Origin of the sequence: Acinetobacter sp. NCu2D-2 (assembly GCF_001647675.1) — a bacterium.
In the GTDB taxonomy this organism is placed as follows: Bacteria; Pseudomonadota; Gammaproteobacteria; order Pseudomonadales; family Moraxellaceae; genus Acinetobacter.
This window is the reverse complement of sequence record NZ_CP015594.1, coordinates 114,072-132,981: the sequence shown is the minus strand read 5'-3', so window position 1 is coordinate 132,981 and position 18,910 is coordinate 114,072. Positions and strand designations below refer to the sequence as shown.

Sequence of the window (18,910 nt, the reverse complement as noted above, 5' to 3'; positions counted from 1 at the left end):
ACAAAAAAGGATGTCAGAAGACATCCTTTTTTATTGCTGATATTTTTAAATATTCAAAAATTAAGCGGAAACTTTTTGCGCCAGCATCGTAGCAAAATGCTGTTTGATTCTGTTCCCCTGTGCATCCACCCGATGCAATTCACCAACATCTTCATTGTATTTGATCAACTTCCAGCCTTGATACAGCTCGCTTAACTGACCCTGTTTAAAAGCAAAAGGAAAGTCTGATTGAGCCGGAATATCATCGGTATCCATGACACAGACAATCAGGTTATAGCCATTGAGCTTGGTCGCCTGCTGCATCTGGGCAATCAGGGCTGGAACGGTCTGGGCTTCAAGGAACATCATCACCACGGTACAGCAGATAAAGTCATAGCTGCCAGAAATGCTTGGATCAGCATTCAAGTCCCGCTGTGCCGCCTGAATATTTTGAATGCCTTCTACCGCAATGATCTGCTTGAGTTTATCCAGACTATTCGGATTGACATCCCAGGCATCTACCTCATAACCCATCTGGTTAAGATACAGCGCATTGCGGCCCTGCCCGCAGCCCACATCCAGCGCACGTCCGCCAGTCAGATACGGCTTTGCCATCACCATTTCAGAATGGGTTGGGGTCAGGCCATATTTTTTAGCAAAGTAGTCCTGCTTGCTGCAGTAAAATCGCAGCTGGCATTCCACATCTGGACTGCTGGAAACAATCTGATGCCAGCACTGTGGCTCGATCATCGGTGGTTGCTGCTCAGAACTAAATACATGTGTCGACAGAATTTCGCCATTTTCATTGACAAAGGCAAAGGTCAGCTCACCCTTTAACACTGTCAGCTTGGCCCAGGTGCCGGTCTTGGTATTATGCGGACGCTGGAAACCCTGCGGAATACGCTCCTGTGTCCAGATCGGCATTTCTTTGTAGCAGACGAGATCCTGGGTCATGCAGCATTGCTCCTGTTGTTGTGCCATTTTATTTAGCTGTTAAATCTCTGTTTATCTATAACATGTCTATGCTTTTGCTGCCATGCTCAAGATGGCTTACAGACAAATAGCACTTTGCTGTTACAAGGCTTCTTCGACAATTTTTTGATTTTTTGTCTTAATTTGCTGCATTTGTTTATTCAAGTTTTCAATATCTTTATATAGCGCGATAAAGGGCTGAACCGCTTTCTCATCATGGAACATAAACATGCGGTTTCGTTTTTCCCATTTATACTTCTTTAGCAAGGCAAATAGCTGATCAGCCTTGGCCAGACTCTGCTTTTCAATTTCGAAGATGGCATAAGCATCACTTTCCTGCTGGGTCGCTTTCAGGTTATGGGCCAATTGCTGACGATAACGCTGCTTGATATCCAATTGCTTGACCTGCTTAATCTGGGTCTCTTCTCGGTGCTGAATGGTCTGCTCATAATTCTGCACAATCTGATGTACCTGCTTGAGCATGGCCTCAGTTTCTTTATAGCCTTGCGCCTGATCCTTTTCCAAACGATCAATGTCCAGGAAACGCTCCCAATTCGCTGCTTTCAGATCACGTAAATACTGGTTGCGTTCCTCTGCGCGGTCTCGCATCTGTCCAAGTACATATTCGGCCATGACCGCATAATCGCCATCCAGACGGTCCTCTTCGATTTCTAGCTGGATTGGAATGCTCCAGTCTTGCGCCTGCTCAAAAATCTCAGCCGTTTTTTCATTCAGGACGCTTTCATATTCGATCAGCTCGGCTTTATGCTGTTGCTGTACCGTATATTGATAGAACAACCAGGCAAAGACCGCCACGGTCGCACCAGCCAGAATAATAAAGACACGTGGCATGCAAATATTCCCTCTGCAATGGGTTTAAATTAGATTAGCTTTCAACCAATATGCTGATTTTTTGAACCAAAAGCAATCTTGCTATACAAAAACCCTAAGCAGTAGCCAGATGATTTAAATCATCATTTTTACGGTTGCATTTCAAACTGACTGGGTCGCCTGCTGGTAGCGGCTTAACAAGCATTGACTGCACACCATTCATTGACCAGACTGCGGTCGATGTTATTCAGGTTAAACTGTTCCCGAGCGGCCTGAACGCTACTTACATTACGGTCAATGCCAAAAGGCACCAGCATCAGATAAACACCTTCACGTGGATCCGCTGAGCGCAAGCCATCCGCAATCGCCTGCACATACTGTTGCAGCCCCGGTGGCAGGCTATCCAGTCGTGCCGGATTGGTGCTGGGTAGAATGTCGAGATCACCCGCAAAATCAGCATTGACCGAGTAGTCCTGCAATTCACGTTCAATCTTCATCATTCGCATCTTTAACGCCTTTTTCTGGCTGGATTGTTCTTGCAGCGGCAGCATGAATTCTGTTTCTTCACGCAATTCACGATCTGCCATCACGGTCAGTGTCGGTAACGTAACTGGGTCTGGTGCGGCATGTGCATTGACCAGATGCAGTACAGAAAACAGGCTCATTAACATGAGGAAAGTTGTGGCAAGGGGACGCATAAGGAATACCTCCGCATCGTCATTTCAGTGGGAGAGACCTTATTGTTCCTTAAACTTGTGTAAATATGATCAGCATTACTGTGAGTATTGATACACGGTCATTTCAGCATGATTACTGGCGTATCTTTCGATGCTGGTTTTAAGAGGGCGATTAGAAATTCATGCTCCTTTTACCGTAAATTCAAGTAATAAAAAATCCCCGACTGGCGGGGATGGATAGGTAGCATTGAACAGTATTTCAGGGCTGCCTCGGTAATTGCATAACAGGCGGTAAATTCAGGTGATTTTCAAGCAAGTCGATATTCACCTTGTCCAGATTGATCTGGATTTTCATATTGCGATCTGGCTGCAAGCTATTACTCCGATCAATGCCAAAATTCTCCAGAATGGTATATAACCCTTGGGTTGGATCACTGGATTGCAGTCCCTGGGCAATGGTCAGCACATACTGCTGTAGTGCCGGTGACAGTGAATCTAGATCTATGGGCTGGATCTCGAGGTTTGCCACCACATCAGGATTGACCATGAAATTCTCTGCATCCCGGGTTCCACGAATCACCTGATGCTGTAAAGCTCGCAGATTCTTTTCTTCCTGTACAAAAGGTACATAGCCGGTTTCATTACTCATTTCAGGTTCGGCCATCACGGTCAGAGTGGGCAGAGTCACGACCGCTTGCTCGTCCTCGGCTTGTGTTCCCATGCTGTAAACACCGAGCATGAGTCCGAATATAGACATTTTCATGATATTCATTGGCTTGCCTTTCCCCTATTATTGATGACCCAAATGCTGTAACTGATGATGATCCAGTCAATTTCCAATATTCTTATCTACTAGATTACCTTGATTAATGGGATAACTCATGCGTGCTCAGATGAATGGCAACTCATGTGAATTGTCCTGAAAGTCAGCAAAGCATGGACTCATGTCTGAAAGCTAGATAGTGAGCCAAAACCACTGTTTTCAGCTGAATGACAAAATGACAGGCGAAAAAAAACCTCAAACAGTGTTTGAGGTTTTTTTGAATATGGTGGCGAGACCCAGGGTCGAACTGGGGACACACGGATTTTCAATCCGTTGCTCTACCAACTGAGCTATCACGCCGATGCCGTGTATTAAGCCGTATCTCGGAACATTAGTCAATGCTAATTGTAAAAAAAATATTTAACTGCATACTTTTTAAGCTGTATTTAAATATTTTATCCACACATAAAAAGCACAGATAAAAAAAATCCCTGATGGGATCAGGGATTGAAACTTTAAATAAGTTTTGAATATGGTGGCGAGACCCAGGGTCGAACTGGGGACACACGGATTTTCAATCCGTTGCTCTACCAACTGAGCTATCACGCCGGATGAGGCGTATTAAAGCGGTTTGCTGCTGTGCCGTCAAGCGTGAAAAGTGTTATTTATTTCAACCGCATAAATTTCACTCATATTTTATTACAATCGTTCATTTTTCTAGCGTTTTAAGGCATTTTTTAAATTTTAGACTTATCCAAAATAAAAAAAGCAGCCCAAAGGCTGCTCTAAAATTTTGATTTTTTAAATTTTTTCTAAATGCGCTAAGCAGCGGTGAATTGCGCCACAGCCCGGTTCAAAATGCTTCACCCCTTTTTCTTCTTCCATACGGCAGACTTCACTTACCAGTCGGTCGGCAACCCCGCGCCCACGATTGGCAGGATGCACCACAATATTTTGCAGTAGGCGGCTTTCGCCCTGACCACTGCTCCAGATTGCACCAATGACTTTAGTATTAAATTCAGCGGTATAAAGTGAGGTATACTGTGCTAAGTTTTGCTCTAGTTGTTCAATGGCATCTGTCCCATCACTAAATTCAGGACTGGTGTCATACAGTCGCTCAAGCTGGCTGCGTACTTCTTCATTTTCAAGCGAAGTATAGGCATGTACGGTAATAGGCATTGATAAACCCTCCTGAGCAATCTAATATGCGGTGACGTCGTCACGGCGAAAATATTTTCTACATCAATCATTTTGACGTATTTGAGGAACGTGTCTATGACAGATCGTATCAGTGAAGTGGTAAGAAATACCAACGAAACCAAAATTCGAGTTCGTTTGAACCTCGATGGTTCTGGTCAAGGCACTTTAAACACTGGTGTTCCATTTTTAGATCATATGATTGATCAAATCAAGCGACATGGTCTGTTTGATATTGATATTCATTGTGATGGCGATTTGGAAATTGACGATCATCATACCGTAGAAGACTGCGGGATCACACTCGGACAGGCATTTGCGCAAGCGCTTGGCGATAAAAAAGGCTTAAAACGCTATGGTCATTTCTATGCACCTTTAGATGAGTCTTTAAGCCGCGTTGTGGTGGATCTTTCTGGTCGTCCGGGCTTGTTTATGGATATTCCATTTACTCGTTCTATGATTGGTCGTTTTGATGTGGATTTATTCTCTGAATTTTTCCAAGGCTTTGTGAACCATTCACTGATGACGCTTCACATTGATAACTTGAAAGGCAAAAATAGCCATCACCAAATCGAAAGCGTATTTAAAGCATTTGCGCGCGCGCTTCGTATGGCATGTGAAATTGATCCACGTGCTGCCAACACAGTCGCTTCAACGAAAGGAACATTGTAATGACCCGTATTGCCCTTCTTGACTATGGCATGGGAAATCTTCACTCAGCAGCAAAAGCACTTGAACATGTGGGTGCAACTGTCGATGTGACCAATGATCCAAAGTTGATTGCGCAAGCAGATAAAATTGTGTTCCCGGGCGTGGGTGCAATGCGTGACTGTATGCAAGGCATGCAGGAAGCTGGCATTGATGACGTGGTACGTAATGCAGTCTTTAATAAGCCTGTGCTTGCGATTTGTGTCGGCATGCAAGCGCTTATGCAACGCTCTGAAGAAAATGGCGGTGCGGATGCACTGGGTATTTTTGAAGGTGAAGTTAAACGCTTCCCTGATGTAGACGGCTTAAAAGTGCCACACATGGGCTGGAACCAAGTTCATCAAGCTGACCCAAGCCACCCGATGTGGAACAACATCGAACAAGATGCGCGTTTCTACTTCGTTCATAGTTTCTATGTTGAGCCAAAAGATGCAGGTATCGTTGCTGCAACCTGTGACTACGGTTTAGAGTTCTGCACTGCAATTCATAAAGAAAACTTGTTTGCAACGCAGTTCCACCCTGAGAAAAGTCACACTGCGGGCTTACAACTGCTCAAAAACTTTGTGGAATGGAAAATCTAATTTCCTGTTCCCAATTAAAAAGCTCGCCATATGCGGGCTTTTTTTATGCTCCAATATTGAATTAGTTTTTTAGATCAAACGTATTTCGATTGCTCTCAAAACCGTCTATCATCAATCCATTCAAAATAAAAAGAATAATGAATGATTCAAAACAATCCACATTCCGTTCGTTCTCCGCACGGACGCTTTAGCCGTTGTAGCTGGCTGGCATGGCAAATGATACTCATGCTATGGCTGATTCCACTTGCACTTGCCTTAATCGCTACCTCACCCTTTCTGCATCCCCATAATTATCAGCAATGGATGCTTTGGCTTGTCTACCCCATCGTCCTGATTTATGGATTAGTGTTGCTGTATTACTCCGTGATTTTTACGATTCGACGTCTGCATGATCTGAACCATTCAGGCTGGTCGAGTGTATTGATCGTCATCCCTATTTTAAATCTGCTGTTTATGCTTTATCTCACTTGTACCAAAGGTGATTTAGACGCGAATGGCTATGGTCTACCTCGACCTGTTCAAATGTGGGAGAAATTCCTCGCACTTATTTATGTGCTTTTGAGTATCTATCTGCTGAGTGTTTTTGCTGTTGCCTTATATGATAATCACCAAGTTATGCTAAAACCGTCAAACATCCATAAGGCTGAAAATGAATAAAATATTCATCCATAAAATGAATACGTTGTTGATCAGGAGAGCTTGCTGAAATAAGCATCTGCCTTTAAGCTGATTTGGCAATAATTCCGAGCTTGTCCTTATGGATTTAACAACGCCTCAAGTTTTACCCAGTAAAGAAGAAATCGCTCAATATCCACTTTTTCAAAATTTAGGTTTTGAACATATTGTGGTGATTCATAATTTGGCAGGGTGTAAAGCTATTGAGGATGAACTTTGCCAAGCTCAATACTTTGGTTTTGACTCTGAGTCCAAGCCGACATTTCGTAAGGGTGAAATCCAGACCGGCCCTCATCTCATTCAGTTAGCAACGCAAAATAAAGCGTATTTATTTCAAATGAATGCTGAAATATGGGCTTTCCTGACACCAATATTTGCCAATCCTGCTCAACTTAAAATTGGGTTTGGACTGAAAAATGATGCGCATCTATTTCGTAAAAAAGGCATTGTTTTAAATAGTGTGGTTGAACTGTCAAAATGCTTTTCGAGTTTCGGTATCAAAACGCCGCTTGGTGTGAAAAATGCCATCGCACTGCTGTTTAAACAAAACTTTCCTAAGTCAAAAAAAATCAGCACGTCCAATTGGTCAAACTCCCGTTTAACTCAGGCACAAATTGAATATGCCGCGGCAGATGCCTATGCCTGTGTAGTGATTTTTCAAGAATTGGTGCGCTTAGGTATTCTTTCAAATAATAGCCAAGATTCTCGCCTACACAGCCGCTTGCATTCTTGGACAGATCGCCATTAAGTACATCACTTGAGCGAATCCTCTTTTGCCGCTGTAAACTTATGTAAATTCGATTTTGCCCTATCGTATGGCATTTCACAGGACGATTTTGTTTAACATTAAATCAATTTTTTTGACTTTTAAGCAAAACTGACCCTTTGATGATGAATTGAAGTGAAAACTGCACAATGAAAATGCCAAAGGTGAACAAAAGCACCAAAATAAACATCATAAATTATTGTTTTTTAATTACATTTTTTCACAAAACCAAATTTCACCTCTAGATAACTGATTCCATTCAAATTTCTTCATATCCAAAATTCAATTTATTGTACACGTGTATTTTAAGTCCTTTTAATTTCTCAAAAGTTTGCTAAAACATGATACGTACAACAAATTTCCACCGATGAGTGGTCAATCAAAATATTAGCGAGGGTACACATCATGGCAACATTATTGGGTAGTGGGAAAATTAGTAGCGTCTTTACACTGGCGTTTCAAGGCATTACTAAAGCAGTAGGATTACTCACCAAAGCCGTCATCACTGTAATTGATGAGGTCGTCGAAACTGTATCAGCACTGACCGCACCATTGACGGATGCTCTGAGTGATTTACCAGTGATTGGTGATGTGGTAGGTACCGTGTTAAATATAAGTACAGGGCTGATCTCTGGACTCAGTGAAGGCGTACATGCAATTTCAGACCAACTCATTGCAGGTGATCTATTAGGCGGTGTAGATACAGCTCTGAATGGCTCGACTGCGTTAATTGGACAAACCTTAGGAGGCGTTTCCGATATTTTAGACAGTGCTCTCGATTTGACCGCACCAATCATGGCACCCTTAACCACACTTCCTGTTGTTGGCGATCTTATCAGCGCAGTTGGACAAACCAGTTCTAATCTCTCAGGTTTCGTTGCTGAAACAGGTGATTATGTCGCGAGTATTCAGCCTTTAGAATTAGTGACAGGTTTACTGAATGATCCTGTGGGCAGTGTTGGCGGTGTTGTCCAAGATGTATCTGGTACGCTCGATGCTTTACTCGATGATCTAGCGCCTGTGACCAACACACTGACCACACTTCCAATCGCGGGTGATGTCGTTGCAACCGTTGGCAATACTGTCGTTAGTGTCAATGATGGACTTTATGATTTAGGTACACAGCTAAAAAATATTGAATTGGATTTAAATCTTCCTCTTCAGTTTGGCTAAAACGTGTATTTTGACCTCTTAGAACAATAACAAGCTGGATAAAAATAATGTGAAGCCCCTAAACTCACTCCAATCTGTCGAATGACAGGTTTTTTTCATATATAAGATTTAGTTTTTAGATTTAGACAATTGCGCTTTATTTGTTAAGATGACTGCCATTCAAAATTCATTCGAAGATTAGGCCAGGAGCGAAAGCATGCTGATCATCCCTGCAATTGACCTGAAAGATGGCAAATGTGTCCGTTTAAAACAAGGTCGTATGGAAGACGATACTGTATTTTCTGATGATCCAGTGGCAACTGCACAGCATTGGGTTAACGAAGGTGCGCGTCGCTTGCATTTGGTTGATCTGAATGGTGCTTTCGCAGGTACGCCAATTCATAAGCCTGTGGTTGAAGCGATTGCTAAAGCGCAGCCGAATCTTCCAATTCAAATCGGTGGTGGTATTCGCTCACTTGAAACGATTCAGCATTACTTAGATGCAGGTGTGTCTTATGTGATTATCGGGACAAAAGCCGTTAAAGAGCCTGAGTTTGTTGAAGAAGCATGTAAACAATTTGCCGGTCATATCATTGTCGGCATTGATGCTATGAATGGCATGGTCGCAACCGATGGCTGGGCAAATGTCACTGACGTTAAAGCGACTGAACTTGCAAAACGTTTCGCGGATGCTGGCGTATCAAGCATTGTCTATACTGACATTGCACGTGATGGCATGATGCAAGGTGTAAACATTGAACAAACTGTGAATCTTGCAAGCTATTCAGGTTTACCTGTGATTGCATCTGGTGGTGTGACCAATATCGATGATGTTCACGGCTTGAAAGGTCAACCAGGTATTTTAGGTGCGATTACTGGCCGTGCCATTTATGAAGGCACCTTAAACCTTCGTGAAGCTCAAGCTGTATTAGACGCTTAATCTAATTCACTGATTTTGCAATAAAAGAGGTCTTCGGACCTCTTTTTGTTTTTGATTTTTTTCATTAGGTCATCTCTCCCATGTCTGCTCAATTAGCGAGTTCCTCCCCCTCGTGGTTTAAGCAAAAATTACCGCAGCTGTCTTTAATTTTGATCACCCTCATTTGGGGCACAACTTTTCTGATTGTGAAATATGGACTCAGTTTCAGTAGTCCCATTTTATTTGTGGCTTTACGATTTGCGATGGCGGCTATTGCAGTCACACTGATTTCATACAAACACCTCAAAGGAATGAATTTCAAAGAAGTTCTTGCAGGTGCAGCCATTGGTGCTGTCATGGCATTAGGCTATGGTACACAGACTGTTGGCATTCAGACCATTAGCAGCAGTGAATCGGCTTTTTTAACCGCACTCTATGTACCGCTCGTGCCGATCTTGTTGTGGCTGTTATTTCGTAAAACACCGCATGTAATGACGTGGATCGGCGCGGCTTGTGCTTTTATGGGATTGGTCTTTTTAACAGGTAATGGTTTTGGTGCAATCCAACTGAATTTTGGGCAGCTACTCACTATTTGTGGATCTGTTGCCATTGCACTGGAAATTATTTTTATTAGTTACTTTGCGCCTAAAGTGAATACGCAACGTGTGACTGTTTTACAGCTGATCTTTGCCTCAATCTTTTGTTTCATGATGGCACCGCTCTTAGGTGAACAGCATTTACCTGAATTTCATCCCCATTTAGTGAGGATTCTTGTCGGTTTAGGGGTTGCCAGCGCATGTATTCAACTTGTGATGAATTGGGCACAGGAAATGGTCGATCCATCCCAAGCTGCGATTATTTACGCCGGTGAACCCATTTGGGCAAGTCTCTTTGGTCGGCTCGCGGGTGAGCGTTTACCCGCGCTTGCCTTGCTTGGTGGATTCATGGTGGTAATCGGTGTGATTTTAAGTGAATGGAAACCGAAGTTTTTGAAACATAAAACTGAAGATAAGTTAGCTCAATAAAATCTCTCTACGCTACCTCTATGAATCCCCCTAAATCCCCCTTTGACAAAGGGGGGACTTCTTTAAGGTTAGAACGACACCATCTTGCCTGGGTTCACCAAAGCACCTAAGCCATAAGCAGTTTTTGCCATCGGAATCACGACGGGTGCCAATGCGCGACCAAACAAAATATTTTGATGTTGAATGCTGGTCAGCATATTAAAGTCATCGGCTTTGCCACAAAAATCATCCGCTATGGCTTTACCAATCCGCACGGTTTGTGCCACGCCATGTCCACTCCACCCTTGTACCGCGTAGATCGGGAATTTATTGCCAAATTTACGGCTGTCGGCTGCTCCATTCATAGTCAGATCAGTAGTTCCGCTCCAAACAAAATCTAGCTCAACACTTTTTAGTTGTGGGAACACATGCTTGATCCGACCCAATAAATATTGATGGGTTTTCTCAGGACTCCAACATGAACCTGTGCCCTCACCGCCAAACAATAAACGGTTTTTCGATACCCCACGGTAATAATCAATTTGGAATTGGGTATCGTATACAGGTGCGTCTGTTGGTAGAAGTTCTTTCAAATCCACTTCTAATGGCGCTGTGGTACACACATAGGTATAGAACGGAATCGTAGTTTGATTGTTCTTTTGCAACAACTTAAATGAGGCATGATGTACACCCATCACCACACTTTTACGTGCTTTAATCACACCTGATGGTGTGGTCACATAAATACCGTCTTCACGTTCTTCAATCGACGTGACTTCAGTTTGTTCAAAGACTTGCCCACCATGTTGGCAAAAGCCATAGATTAAGCCACGATTCAGTGCCAATGGATGGATATGACCACCAAGAGAATCGATTAAACCACCGCAATAATTTTCAGACGCAATATATTGTTTGAGCTCATGCTCACCGACAATTTGGGTATGATCTTCACCTAAATACTTACGTGCATCTGCACCTTGGGTTAAGCCCACCAAATGCCCTTCATGCACAGCAGCAGTAATATGCCCACGCTTACGTTGTAGTTCTAAATCATAACGATCGGCAATGTTATCAATTAACGCCATGGCTTCGGTTGAGGTAAAGTGCCACAGTTTTTTAGCATCTTCATAACTAAAATGCTCAATCATTTCCGCCGCTTCCCAACGTGCAAGCCCTGGTGTAAGTTGTCCACCATTACGACCTGAAGCTGCCCCACCAATACGGTTTTTCTCAACCAAGACGGTATCAACACCCTGCTCAGATAAATGTAATGCGGTTGATGCACCGAGTAAGCCACCACCAATCACAGCTACATCGCATTCGATATCGGCATTTAATGCAGGAAATTCATGGCCAATTTCAAGTGAACTTTCATAATAGTTGGCAGGATGTTCAAACTGCCCATGCTTTGGATTGAGCCAATTCCACTCTTTTCCACTTTGTGCATTGATACTGGCTCTGAATTCAACATCTTCAACAAATTTTGGCTTATTCATTTGATTTACTCGCTTCATTTCTTTCATTTTCGACATATTTAACATTTCAATTTTTTAATAGGCACTACTAATCACGATATTTTGCTTACGCAGACGTTTATACGTAAACAGCAGCACACCAAGGGCTAACCAAACACAGCCGCAGATCAGTGCCACACTTTCAAGGTTGAGCCATAGTCCCATCATCACCAAGACAGACAACCACGGTAAAACCGCATTTAAGAAGATATTTTTAAGACCGTGACGTTGACCATCTTTCACATAAAATTTCATAAAGACTGAAAAATTCACCGCAGTAAAGGCAATCAAGGCACCAAAACTCACCATGCTGACCACTGTCGCAAGGTCGAGTACGATTGCCATTAATGAGATTAAACCAATCGCAAGTACGGCATACATCGGTGTACCGAGCTTGGCATGCACTTGCCCAAAAGTACCTTTATGGAAAATACCATCACGACCCATGATGTGAATTAAGCGTGATGCGCTGGCATGCGTTGCCAAACCTGAGGCGAAGGTATTCATAATTTGCGCCACCAAGAATACCGCTTGGAACAGTGCCCCACCCACGTACAACACAATTTCAGGCAGCGCTTCATCAGGGTTGTTAAAACGGACATTGCTTGGGAAATACAATTGGATAAACCAAGATGCTGAGAAGAAAATCACACCGCCCGTTAAAGTTGTCAGTAACACGGCACGCGGAATGTTTTTCTTAGGTTCTTTGGTTTCATGCGACATGGTCGTCACCGCATCGAAGCCTAAGAATGAGAAACAGAGAATGGCTGCACCTGCGACTAAAGGTAAAACACTGCTATCGCCATTAAATAATGGTGTAAGTGTTAGTACATGTTCATAGCCTTGTTCGGACCCAATGCCCTTCACCACAAGATAGATAAATACCAACATCAGAAGCAGCGGTGCTGCCACAAAAATAATGCTTAAATTGGCTAAAATGTTAATACGGAAACAGTTAATCAGTGTGACTAGCGCAGTAAAGACACAGACCCAAGCCCAATACGGCACACTTGGCATAATCGCTTCAAGATAGATTCCTGCCAATAAGGCATTTACCAAAGGTAATAAAATATAATCCATCAGCGCACACCAGCCAACAAAGAAGCCGGCATTGGTCCCACACGATTCCGCCGTATAGCTATAGGCCGAACCTGATCTCTCTGTTTGGCGGGCAAAGCGCGCATAGCTAAATGCTGTTAATAACATGGCAAACAAAGCCAATAAATATGCCAATGGTACTCGCCCATCTGTGATACCTGACACGATGCCAAATGTATCAAAAACGACCATTGGGGTCATGTATGCCACCCCAATAATGACCACTTGCCATAAGGACATTTTTTTAAACGAACTTTGCACTTTTCCCATGCATGTCACCTAAAATTTATTTATTTTCGTTATTTGTTCTTTTGCAACCTCCATGCCATATAATAAAAAAAAGTGAAATTAAAATTTTGGAGTCATAAATGGCTAAGTACAGTTTAGAAACTAAAAAAGCAGCACTTCAAATGTATAAAAAGACTGATTACAAAGTGGCAGTGTGTAAAGAATTTGGCATCTCTAGAGTAACTTTGGATGCATGGATTCGACTTGAAGAAGAAACAGGTGACTTAGTTCCAAAACCGGCAAAAAACCGTGGTGCACCAAGTCACATCAAAGATTGGAATGAGTTTCAAGTCTTTGTAAAAAATACAAAATTTAAAAATATAAGTGATTTAGTTCCACTTTTCGAACAACGTTTTGGCTATACAGTTTCTTATGCAGTTTTAGTCCGCGCTATTCATATCTTAGGTTTACGCCGTCGTCGTGGACGTTTTTATAGCTAAATAAAATCGGACATAAAAATTTAATATTCCATTCCTATTATTTAAATAAATAACTGTACATTAATGTAAAGTTATTTTATTAAAAAAGTAAATTTTATATATTAAATACGTAAATTAATAAAAATAAAAAAGTAAACTATTAATATTAAAAATGTAATTTTAATTTTTAAAAAAAGTAAAGTTTATAGATGAAAGAATTATTTCTATTATTAAAACGTGTACTCAAATGTTCCGTGTATGCAAGATATTGGTGCACTTCTTAGTGTCAGAATCAAAAGAAATAAAAAAAGAGCAGTTAAAGCTGCTCTTTCATTGTCACTAAGTTGGTTATGACGCTTGATACATCGGTAAATTATCATTCAAACGCATGATACCGCGAATGGCACGATAGACAATCCAAACCCATGCAAAGAAAATCACGCCAACGCAGAAGACTGTTGCGCCCAAAGCAACACCAGCAAAGAGATCGGGATTTTCACCGGTAAAGAATAAAAATATGAAAGGAATAAAGGCAATCACGTTCCAAATGAGATACCACCAAAAGGTGCGAATTTGCCAAGTAAAGTGACTTTCAAAAATAGACCCTTTGACATCACTACGTTTGACATAATTAATGATTAAAGCGATCACCGCAAGTAAGCCACCGGTAAAAATCGCAATGATATACAACACATAAAGAATCAAAGTTAAGGTGCGATTTGAGTCTTTATCAATCGAATAATTCATGTACGCTCCTTATCATTCACCTCAGAACGTAAAAGGATTCAAAGGTGAAATTAGCCATATAATTAGAATGATATGAAAAGCTATAGTACAAAAATAAATCTGACGAAATGGTTGTTTTTGTGTTTTATGTCGCAGTTTTTGCTGTGCCAACCATGCTGCCGGCCATCCACCTAAAAAAGACAACAGGTGCAAGGTATTTTCAGGTACCCGGCGATTTCCCAACTGCGCTGCTTCTTTATCTTGCGCATAAAACCAATAGGTCATAGCATTGATAATACTGATAAATAACAGAACAATTCCACTCAACAAACCGCCCAAAGTGACGGCAGCTAAAAATAAAATATACACTACACAGGCAATTTGCATCGGCTGCAGCTTGGCTTTTTGCTGCGCATAGCTCGGTTTCTTTTTCTGCGCAGTTTTGGTCTGTGATGCTTTCAAGTACATCACTTGCTGTGCACTATAGCGACCACGTTCATCTAATATGACGGTGTAGTCCAAAGCACAGCCCACGATTGGACGCGGGCCGGGCTTGGCAAAGCTTTTGATATGTAGAAATACGCAATCTTTGGCAGGGTCATTCGGTTGAATAAAGCCATAGCCTTTGTCATCAAACCATTCCACTAAACGTCCCTGATCGCGCATGTTCCCTATCCTTATATTTTTAAAATGAATTGAATTAAGCGGTGACGAATTTTAAACGCTCAATCAACATATTACGCATCTCGATTGGATTTTTTTGCAAAATATCATCGCCGGTACGACCCAACTCAGCATTGCGTTGCGCTACTTGTAAACGCATCATCCAAAAACGCCCTGCTGCCATGGCCAAATACAACTCTAAACACGCTTTTTCATCCGCAGTTAAAGGACGTACCGTTTCATAGGCATTGAGGAAAGCCACCGCTTTTTGCTCGTTTAAAGTGACATCAGGATATTCGGTACAAAAGTCATTTAAGGTAATCGCAATATCAAACAGCAATTCATCATAGTTCATCTCGTAAAAATCGAGAATGCCATTCAGTTGATCGCCATCAAATAAGGTATTGTCACGGAATAAATCAGAATGGATAAACCCACGTGGACGATTCGGATATACCGCAGTCATGGCTTCATATAAGCCAAGCAATTTACTGAGCAGTGCTTTATCGGCATCATTCAGGCTTGGCTTAATTGCCTGTGCCACACCATACCAATAGGCATGATCGCGTACGAAATTACGTTCGAGTTTAAAGTCCTGTAATGCTACATGCATTTTCGCTTGCGCTACCGCAATCGCTTCAGCTTGCGCTAGGGTCGATGGCATGGGATGTTCTCCCATCATACGTGGTGCGATTTGCGCAGGTTTATTTTTAATACTGTGAATGGCTTTACCTGAATGGGATAACGGCACAGGTACAGCTACACCAGCCGCACCCAAACACTCAAGCACAGGCACGAGTTCCCCTGCCGCTTGTTCGTCCATATCTTCAAATACAGTTAATACATATTGCGCATCTTCGCAGACTAAAAAGTAGTTGGTATTTTGAATACCGCCTTGAATGGGAATCAGATCAATCGCCTTTAAACCATACGGCGCTGCAAAATCCTGAACTTCCTTTAAAGACAAAGTGGTATAAACCGACATAGAAAACCTGCGAAAAAACTTACATAAGTTTGCTAGAATACCGTTTCCATCTGCCAAGGTGTAGCGCTTGCGTGGGTGAGTTTCATAATCGGCTGTAATAATTGGAAAAATTTATGCTAGCTAAACGTATTATTCCTTGCCTCGACGTTGACAATGGTCGTGTGGTGAAGGGTGTTCAATTCCTTGATATTCGTGATGCAGGTGACCCGGTTGAGGTTGCACGTCGTTATAACGAACAAGGTGCCGATGAAATTACTTTCCTTGATATTACCGCTACACATCATGGACGCGACACGACCTATCGTACTGTAGAACGTATGGCTGAATCAGTCTTCGTACCATTAACAGTCGGTGGTGGTGTCCGTAAAGTTGAAGATATTCGCCTACTGTTAAACGCAGGTGCAGACAAAGTTTCGATTAACTCAGCTGCGATTTATAACCCTGAATTCGTACAAGAAGCCTCTCAACGTTTCGGTGCGCAGTGTATCGTGGTTGCGATTGATGCCAAAAAAACTGGCGAGAATAAATGGGAAATCTTTACCCACGGCGGTCGTAAAGAAACAGGCATTGATGCAATTGAATGGGCGGTGAAAATGGCAGACTTCGGTGCAGGTGAATTACTTGTCACTTCGATGGATGCAGATGGTACTAAAGCAGGTTATGACCTCGCTTTAATGCGTGCAATCAACGACCGTGTCACCATTCCAACGATTGCGTCTGGTGGTGTGGGGAACTTACAACACTTGGCGGACGGCATTATTCAAGGTGGTGCAGACGCAGTATTGGCGGCGTCAATTTTCCACTTTGGTCAGCATACGATTCCCGAAGCGAAAAAATATCTTGCTGAGCAAGGGATTGAAATGCGTCTTTAATTGAAGACCATTTTTTAGGAAAGAGTGCTTCGGCACTCTTTTTTTTGTGCACAAAATTAAGCATAAAAAAAAGGAGCCTTTCGACTCCTTATCAAAACCAAGAAAGACTACAGCACTTGGTATTCAGAATAGGTGAAGCTCTCACTCCAGTACCAAGAACTGACTAAAGATTCTTGGACAAAGCAAATATAGGGCATATTTGTTAGCTAGGATTGACAATAGCTGAACAATTTATTGACAAATGACGACATTTTTAAAAAATTTAGCTTATTGTTTAGGAACTTATTGAAAACCTGTCTTGTTTAACTGTCCACTTCACTGGTCGATAACGCTTAACAACCTGATTCAGTAAATTTGAGATTCTTTTTGGTAATGCGATGCCCAAAGGATTGTTTTCCTGTAATTCAGGAGAAGAAATCACACGCGTTCCCATCACATAATCAAACCAAGGTTTGGTCACACACCAGTTCGCATCCTGATTACTATTCATATGATGATCATAATGCCATGGGATTTTTTTCATCGCCCACTCAGGCTCTAAGTGTGCATGTCGATGGATATAATAATAGTTACATGCACTATAAACGGTTGATAAAGCCATGCCTTTTGAAAAAGGATAAAAAGCCAAACCGAAAACACCGACCACCACAGCAAGTGACTGCACTTCATTCATGGTTCGCCAGTTGGATAAACCCTCCACATAACCATGATCAAAAAAAGAGGTTTTGCGAACTTCGCGATGGTGCTCCCAATGCGAACGCATACTTTTGGGCACAGGGCTAAAGCGTGTTTTACCCTGACGATGCACACCATGCAAAACATATTTGTGTGCGACCCATTCAAAACCATTGGCGACAACAAGCCCTGCAATAAATCCTTTCCACATATGTTGGTCCTCCTAATCGCTTATTTCACTATAAGCAATATGAAAGACTAGATATTGACCAAAAAAATGAATATGATTGACAAAACACGACAGAATAAAAGAATTATAAATGCAAGTTTCTAGTGATTATGTAGGATCAATTTATGGTGGCTTAGCCCACTTGCTCTATGCCTATTATGAGCATAAAGGCGTAGAGATTCCCAAAAAACTCAAAGATATTCAGAATGTTGATCGTTTCGATTATGTGATTTGGCGTGATTTACTGGTCGCTTTAGACCAACAATTACAACGCCCTGGACTAGGACTGGAAATTGCTGCTTTGGTTCAACCGAAGCATCTGGGTATTTTGGCCTATGTCGTTCTGTCCTGCGAAACTTTAGGCGATGCCCTAATGCGTTACCATGACTATCATCGTTTGGTTTATGACGGTACTCCACTTCAAGTCTCGGTTCAGGATGATTTTTTATCCATCGCTTGGGACGAAATTCCCTTTAATATGACGGCGCAAATTACTGATGAGATTGCGATTGCATTGATGATGGAATTTTTAAAATCGATTCTCGATATTCAAGACATCCGTTTAAAAGAAATTCATTTTCAGCATCAAAGCGCAAAACACACCTTAGTCTATGAACAATACTTCCGCTGCAAAGTCCGTTTTGGTCAGGCGAAAACACAAGTTTTAATGGCGGTATCGGAACTGAATCGACCATTAAAAAAAGGCGATCAAACTTTACAACAATTATTAAGACAGCAAGCCGAAGCACTTTTGGAACAACTGCCAAATACCCGCCCCGCTGATCATCGCTTACAACAAGCGATTTTAACGGGCTTGCAAAAAAATATGTTCCAAATTGAACATATCGCAAAGCAAATGAATATGTCAGTCAGACAGTTGCAACGCCATTTACAAATGCAAGGCAAAACCTATCAACAGCGCATGCAGGAAATACGCTGCATGATGGCTACCGAATACTTAAAAGATGCCAATTTAAGCCTTCAAGAAATTGCGTTGCTATTAGGCTATTCAGAACAAAGTGCATTTCAACGGGCATTTAAACAATGGACCAAGCTGACACCACAGCAATGGCGCATTCAAAATAGTTTAACCCTTTAAAATAGTCGTTGTGATCATCGAGCTAATTAAATAAACTGAAAAAGTTCAAAAAACAATCAACAACAATAAATTAAAACAACAAGGAAAATAGCTTATGGATAAATATCTTGCTGAATGT

21 protein-coding genes and 2 tRNA genes are annotated in these 18,910 nt (G+C 41.9%); 10 read left to right on the top strand and 13 right to left on the bottom strand.

The annotated features are described in order from the left end of the window. Nucleotides 1-60: 60 nt before the first annotated feature. From tehB to A3K93_RS00610, 7 genes are all read right to left on the bottom strand, one after another. Nucleotides 61-933 (bottom strand): SAM-dependent methyltransferase TehB, encoded by an 873-nt coding sequence (gene tehB, locus A3K93_RS00640; protein ID WP_067731631.1) that lies wholly within the window; start codon nucleotides 931-933, stop codon nucleotides 61-63. 120 nt (nucleotides 934-1,053) lie between these two features. After that, on the bottom strand, nucleotides 1,054-1,803 hold the full coding sequence (locus A3K93_RS00635) for a hypothetical protein (protein WP_067727982.1): 750 nt from the start codon (nucleotides 1,801-1,803) through the stop codon (nucleotides 1,054-1,056). Between the two features lie 173 nt (nucleotides 1,804-1,976). Further along, nucleotides 1,977-2,480 (bottom strand): hypothetical protein, encoded by a 504-nt coding sequence (locus A3K93_RS00630; RefSeq protein WP_067727980.1) that lies wholly within the window; start codon nucleotides 2,478-2,480, stop codon nucleotides 1,977-1,979. 238 nt (nucleotides 2,481-2,718) lie between these two features. After that, a complete protein-coding gene (locus A3K93_RS00625) occupies nucleotides 2,719-3,231 on the bottom strand; it encodes a hypothetical protein (RefSeq protein WP_067727978.1) in 513 nt (170 codons plus the stop codon). Between the two features lie 275 nt (nucleotides 3,232-3,506). Then, nucleotides 3,507-3,582 (bottom strand) — tRNA-Phe (locus A3K93_RS00620). 173 nt (nucleotides 3,583-3,755) lie between these two features. Then, nucleotides 3,756-3,831: transfer RNA gene (locus A3K93_RS00615), tRNA-Phe, on the bottom strand. Nucleotides 3,832-4,023: 192 nt separating this feature from the next. Then, nucleotides 4,024-4,401 (bottom strand): GNAT family N-acetyltransferase, encoded by a 378-nt coding sequence (locus A3K93_RS00610; RefSeq protein WP_067727972.1) that lies wholly within the window; start codon nucleotides 4,399-4,401, stop codon nucleotides 4,024-4,026. Between the two features lie 96 nt (nucleotides 4,402-4,497). On the opposite strand from A3K93_RS00610, the gene hisB reads away from it, so the two are divergent. The 7 genes from hisB to A3K93_RS00575 all read left to right on the top strand — a co-directional run bounded on the left by hisB (nucleotide 4,498) and on the right by A3K93_RS00575 (nucleotide 10,245). Beyond that, nucleotides 4,498-5,091, top strand: a complete 594-nt coding sequence (gene hisB, locus A3K93_RS00605) for an imidazoleglycerol-phosphate dehydratase HisB (protein WP_067727969.1) — start codon at nucleotides 4,498-4,500, stop codon at nucleotides 5,089-5,091. Next, a complete protein-coding gene (gene hisH, locus A3K93_RS00600) occupies nucleotides 5,091-5,708 on the top strand; it encodes an imidazole glycerol phosphate synthase subunit HisH (protein ID WP_067727967.1) in 618 nt (205 codons plus the stop codon). The genes hisB and hisH overlap by 1 nt, the downstream gene beginning before the upstream one ends. A 141-nt stretch (nucleotides 5,709-5,849) precedes the next feature. Continuing rightward, nucleotides 5,850-6,365 (top strand): DUF805 domain-containing protein, encoded by a 516-nt coding sequence (locus A3K93_RS00595; RefSeq protein WP_067727966.1) that lies wholly within the window; start codon nucleotides 5,850-5,852, stop codon nucleotides 6,363-6,365. 100 nt (nucleotides 6,366-6,465) lie between these two features. Beyond that, nucleotides 6,466-7,131: a 3'-5' exonuclease gene (locus A3K93_RS00590; RefSeq protein WP_067727965.1), complete on the top strand. Its 666-nt coding sequence runs from the start codon at nucleotides 6,466-6,468 to the stop codon at nucleotides 7,129-7,131. 423 nt (nucleotides 7,132-7,554) lie between these two features. After that, on the top strand, nucleotides 7,555-8,322 hold the full coding sequence (locus A3K93_RS00585) for a hypothetical protein (protein ID WP_067727964.1): 768 nt from the start codon (nucleotides 7,555-7,557) through the stop codon (nucleotides 8,320-8,322). A 196-nt stretch (nucleotides 8,323-8,518) separates the two neighbouring features. Then, complete coding sequence (gene hisA / locus A3K93_RS00580) at nucleotides 8,519-9,241, top strand: 1-(5-phosphoribosyl)-5-[(5-phosphoribosylamino)methylideneamino]imidazole-4-carboxamide isomerase (RefSeq protein WP_067727963.1); 723 nt, start codon at nucleotides 8,519-8,521, stop codon at nucleotides 9,239-9,241. 80 nt (nucleotides 9,242-9,321) lie between these two features. Beyond that, the gene (locus tag A3K93_RS00575; RefSeq protein WP_067727962.1) at nucleotides 9,322-10,245 is read left to right on the top strand and encodes a DMT family transporter; all 924 of its coding nucleotides are present in this window, start codon (nucleotides 9,322-9,324) and stop codon (nucleotides 10,243-10,245) included. 68 nt (nucleotides 10,246-10,313) lie between these two features. Here the strand turns inward: A3K93_RS00575 and A3K93_RS00570 are convergent, their stop codons facing one another. Continuing rightward, nucleotides 10,314-11,720, bottom strand: coding sequence for an NAD(P)/FAD-dependent oxidoreductase (locus A3K93_RS00570; RefSeq protein ID WP_404798979.1), 1,407 nt, complete (start codon nucleotides 11,718-11,720; stop codon nucleotides 10,314-10,316). 54 nt (nucleotides 11,721-11,774) lie between these two features. Then, on the bottom strand, nucleotides 11,775-13,106 hold the full coding sequence (locus tag A3K93_RS00565; RefSeq protein ID WP_067727961.1) for an APC family permease: 1,332 nt from the start codon (nucleotides 13,104-13,106) through the stop codon (nucleotides 11,775-11,777). A gap of 98 nt (nucleotides 13,107-13,204) precedes the next feature. Between A3K93_RS00565 and A3K93_RS00560 the strand changes: the two genes are divergently transcribed. Then, nucleotides 13,205-13,564, top strand: coding sequence for a helix-turn-helix domain-containing protein (locus tag A3K93_RS00560; RefSeq protein WP_067727960.1), 360 nt, complete (start codon nucleotides 13,205-13,207; stop codon nucleotides 13,562-13,564). Between the two features lie 327 nt (nucleotides 13,565-13,891). On the opposite strand, the gene A3K93_RS00555 is transcribed toward A3K93_RS00560, so the two are convergent. The 3 genes from A3K93_RS00555 to A3K93_RS00545 are packed head-to-tail and all read right to left on the bottom strand — an operon-like array spanning nucleotide 13,892 to nucleotide 15,917. Beyond that, entirely contained in the window at nucleotides 13,892-14,290 is a 399-nt protein-coding gene (locus tag A3K93_RS00555) for a DUF4870 family protein (protein WP_067727959.1), read from the bottom strand. 21 nt (nucleotides 14,291-14,311) lie between these two features. Then, nucleotides 14,312-14,935, bottom strand: coding sequence for a DUF1294 domain-containing protein (locus A3K93_RS00550; protein ID WP_067727958.1), 624 nt, complete (start codon nucleotides 14,933-14,935; stop codon nucleotides 14,312-14,314). 34 nt (nucleotides 14,936-14,969) lie between these two features. Further along, entirely contained in the window at nucleotides 14,970-15,917 is a 948-nt protein-coding gene (locus A3K93_RS00545) for a homoserine kinase (RefSeq protein WP_067727957.1), read from the bottom strand. A 113-nt stretch (nucleotides 15,918-16,030) separates the two neighbouring features. On the opposite strand from A3K93_RS00545, the gene hisF reads away from it, so the two are divergent. Beyond that, a complete protein-coding gene (gene hisF, locus A3K93_RS00540) occupies nucleotides 16,031-16,789 on the top strand; it encodes an imidazole glycerol phosphate synthase subunit HisF (protein ID WP_067727956.1) in 759 nt (252 codons plus the stop codon). Between the two features lie 274 nt (nucleotides 16,790-17,063). Here the strand turns inward: hisF and A3K93_RS00535 are convergent, their stop codons facing one another. Next, nucleotides 17,064-17,675, bottom strand: a complete 612-nt coding sequence (locus A3K93_RS00535; protein ID WP_067727954.1) for a hypothetical protein — start codon at nucleotides 17,673-17,675, stop codon at nucleotides 17,064-17,066. A gap of 109 nt (nucleotides 17,676-17,784) precedes the next feature. Here A3K93_RS00535 and A3K93_RS00530 point away from each other — a divergent pair, with 109 nt between their 5' ends. After that, entirely contained in the window at nucleotides 17,785-18,792 is a 1,008-nt protein-coding gene (locus A3K93_RS00530; RefSeq protein ID WP_067727952.1) for an AraC family transcriptional regulator, read from the top strand. Nucleotides 18,793-18,910 lie beyond the last annotated feature (118 nt).

Coding starts and splice junctions, on each gene's coding strand:
- tehB (WP_067731631.1), bottom strand. CDS start 933: ATGACCCAGGATCTCGTCTGCTACAAAGAAATGCCGATCTGGACACAG.
- A3K93_RS00635 (WP_067727982.1), bottom strand. CDS start 1,803: ATGCCACGTGTCTTTATTATTCTGGCTGGTGCGACCGTGGCGGTCTTT.
- A3K93_RS00630 (WP_067727980.1), bottom strand. CDS start 2,480: ATGCGTCCCCTTGCCACAACTTTCCTCATGTTAATGAGCCTGTTTTCT.
- A3K93_RS00625 (WP_067727978.1), bottom strand. CDS start 3,231: ATGAATATCATGAAAATGTCTATATTCGGACTCATGCTCGGTGTTTAC.
- A3K93_RS00610 (WP_067727972.1), bottom strand. CDS start 4,401: ATGCCTATTACCGTACATGCCTATACTTCGCTTGAAAATGAAGAAGTA.
- hisB (WP_067727969.1), top strand. CDS start 4,498: ATGACAGATCGTATCAGTGAAGTGGTAAGAAATACCAACGAAACCAAA.
- hisH (WP_067727967.1), top strand. CDS start 5,091: ATGACCCGTATTGCCCTTCTTGACTATGGCATGGGAAATCTTCACTCA.
- A3K93_RS00595 (WP_067727966.1), top strand. CDS start 5,850: ATGATTCAAAACAATCCACATTCCGTTCGTTCTCCGCACGGACGCTTT.
- A3K93_RS00590 (WP_067727965.1), top strand. CDS start 6,466: ATGGATTTAACAACGCCTCAAGTTTTACCCAGTAAAGAAGAAATCGCT.
- A3K93_RS00585 (WP_067727964.1), top strand. CDS start 7,555: ATGGCAACATTATTGGGTAGTGGGAAAATTAGTAGCGTCTTTACACTG.
- hisA (WP_067727963.1), top strand. CDS start 8,519: ATGCTGATCATCCCTGCAATTGACCTGAAAGATGGCAAATGTGTCCGT.
- A3K93_RS00575 (WP_067727962.1), top strand. CDS start 9,322: ATGTCTGCTCAATTAGCGAGTTCCTCCCCCTCGTGGTTTAAGCAAAAA.
- A3K93_RS00570 (WP_404798979.1), bottom strand. CDS start 11,720: ATGAATAAGCCAAAATTTGTTGAAGATGTTGAATTCAGAGCCAGTATC.
- A3K93_RS00565 (WP_067727961.1), bottom strand. CDS start 13,106: ATGGGAAAAGTGCAAAGTTCGTTTAAAAAAATGTCCTTATGGCAAGTG.
- A3K93_RS00560 (WP_067727960.1), top strand. CDS start 13,205: ATGGCTAAGTACAGTTTAGAAACTAAAAAAGCAGCACTTCAAATGTAT.
- A3K93_RS00555 (WP_067727959.1), bottom strand. CDS start 14,290: ATGAATTATTCGATTGATAAAGACTCAAATCGCACCTTAACTTTGATT.
- A3K93_RS00550 (WP_067727958.1), bottom strand. CDS start 14,935: ATGCGCGATCAGGGACGTTTAGTGGAATGGTTTGATGACAAAGGCTAT.
- A3K93_RS00545 (WP_067727957.1), bottom strand. CDS start 15,917: ATGTCGGTTTATACCACTTTGTCTTTAAAGGAAGTTCAGGATTTTGCA.
- hisF (WP_067727956.1), top strand. CDS start 16,031: ATGCTAGCTAAACGTATTATTCCTTGCCTCGACGTTGACAATGGTCGT.
- A3K93_RS00535 (WP_067727954.1), bottom strand. CDS start 17,675: ATGTGGAAAGGATTTATTGCAGGGCTTGTTGTCGCCAATGGTTTTGAA.
- A3K93_RS00530 (WP_067727952.1), top strand. CDS start 17,785: ATGCAAGTTTCTAGTGATTATGTAGGATCAATTTATGGTGGCTTAGCC.